At 49.8% G+C, this 1944-nt stretch carries 1 protein-coding gene; it reads left to right on the top strand.

Annotated features, from left to right (window positions below; all coding sequences use genetic code 11):
- Nucleotides 1-125 precede the first annotated feature (125 nt).
- Entirely contained in the window at nt 126-1793 is a 1668-nt protein-coding gene (locus B5F25_RS20800) for a RagB/SusD family nutrient uptake outer membrane protein (protein ID WP_087251741.1), read from the top strand.
- Nucleotides 1794-1944: the final 151 nt, after the last annotated feature.

Raw genomic sequence — 1944 nt, forward strand, 5'->3', positions numbered from 1 at the left:
GCTAACTCCCGTCAAGGCACGGAAACTTTTGCTGTTGTCTTTATGGTCGTGGTAATTCATGTTGCAAAGGTACGCGTATGCGCGATATATAACAAATCTAAATTACATAAACTCTATTGTTAGGAATGTTCGTCGGCTGCAGCCTGAATGTGACAACATCATGTACCGACCTGACCGAGACCCTCTATAGCGACTTGAACGACACGAACATTGACCTGACCAACCCGGATGACATCCAGTTGTTGGAAGGCCAAGCCATCGCCCAATACCGATACCTGCATACCAGTTGGTTTGGATTGTTCCATCAGTTGGAAATCTGCACTGACCAGTACATGGTTCCCCTGCGCATTGGTATCGGCTGGGGTGACGTTTACATCAACGGACACAAACACAATTGGGATTACAACTTCGGTTTGTCGGAAAACAATTGGGGTTATGCGTACAATTGTATCAACTATTGTAACATGGTACTGGACAACCTGCCCGAAGATAATGTAGAAGACCGCGCACAGATGCGTTTCTTCCGTGCCCTAACTTACTACCACCTGTTAGACCTTTTCCGCAACATTCCGCTGCAGACCACAATGAACAATCCCGATGGTTACGTGCCCGAACAGGTGTCGGGAGAGGAAATCTATAATTTCTGCGTCAGCGAACTGAACGACATCAAAGATGTCATCACCACCGATTACATCCACGGCTGGGGCAACAAGTACGCCGTATGTATGGCACTTGCCAAGCTGTACTTGAACAAAAACGTTTACTTGGGCACCAACGACAACCAAGGCTATGAAGACGCCTTGGCAGAAGTAGAAACCGTCCTGACCGAAGGAGGCTTTGAGTTGGCGCCCAACTACAAAGACAATTTCCGCGAAAATCTGGAAGGTAATCCCGAAATCATTTTCTGCGTACCGGGCGACCGTACCCATGCCGTCAACTTCAACCTGATGACCTACGTCATGCCGCAAGCCGGTATGGATGCTTACGCCAGCACCGCTACCGCCACCAACGGTTCGTGCGCCATCCCGCAGTTTATCGATACCTATTCCGCCAACGACAAACGTTTGGCTGATACCTGGGCAATGGATTTGCAGCACTACGCCGTAGAGAATGCCGACGGTACATATACCCCCAATGCGGGCGACCCCATCCCCTTTACGGCCGATGACTGGTCGGGCACGGGTTACCTGAACTACAACAAGAACGTGCACTCCATCGACGGTGCCTACCAGCAAGAAGGTTATCGCCTGCACAAGTACGAGATAGTAGGAGGAGGTAACTGGGGAACTACCTCGGACGACTTGGTCATCTTCCGCCTGGCGGATGCCATGTTCATCAAGGCGGAATGCTTGCTGCGCTTGGGACGCGACGAACAGACCGCAGCCGACTTGGTAACAGAAGTCCGCAAACGTTCGTTTGAATCGTTGGCGGAAGCCACCCGCACCGTAGCCGACCTGAAAGGCGGAAGCGTATATGCCTACGGACACAGCGAGTATGAGCCGATAGCTTACAACGACTGGAGCAACTACATCAGCACTTACGAAGGTGGCGATGACATCGAGTTGGGCGGCTTGTTCGACGACTTGGGCTGGGAATTCGCATGCGAAGAGCACCGCCGTCAGGACATGATCCGCTTCAAGATGGCAGACGGACGCAACGTGTTCAACGGCAAATCTTACTTCTGTAAGGATGCCGTCACCACCGACCACTGGAACATCTTCCCGATTCCTGAAAGCGTGATGCGTACCAACACCACCATCGAACAGAATCCGGGCTATACGGGAGCAAAATAACCATCAACCTTTTAATCATTTATCCTTATGAACAATAGTTAGTTATAAAATTATTATTTGTAAATATTTTTACGCTGCCCTATAGGCAGCTATATCAATGAGTTCTTTGACAAGTTTAGCATTTATCTTCTTGTTTGGTCTTGTGCCAGAC

The sequence above is a fragment of the Bacteroides sp. An19 genome (assembly GCF_002160215.1).
GTDB classification, from domain to species: Bacteria; Bacteroidota; Bacteroidia; order Bacteroidales; family Bacteroidaceae; genus Phocaeicola; species Phocaeicola intestinalis.

Coding starts and splice junctions, on each gene's coding strand:
- B5F25_RS20800 (WP_087251741.1), top strand. CDS start 126: ATGTTCGTCGGCTGCAGCCTGAATGTGACAACATCATGTACCGACCTG.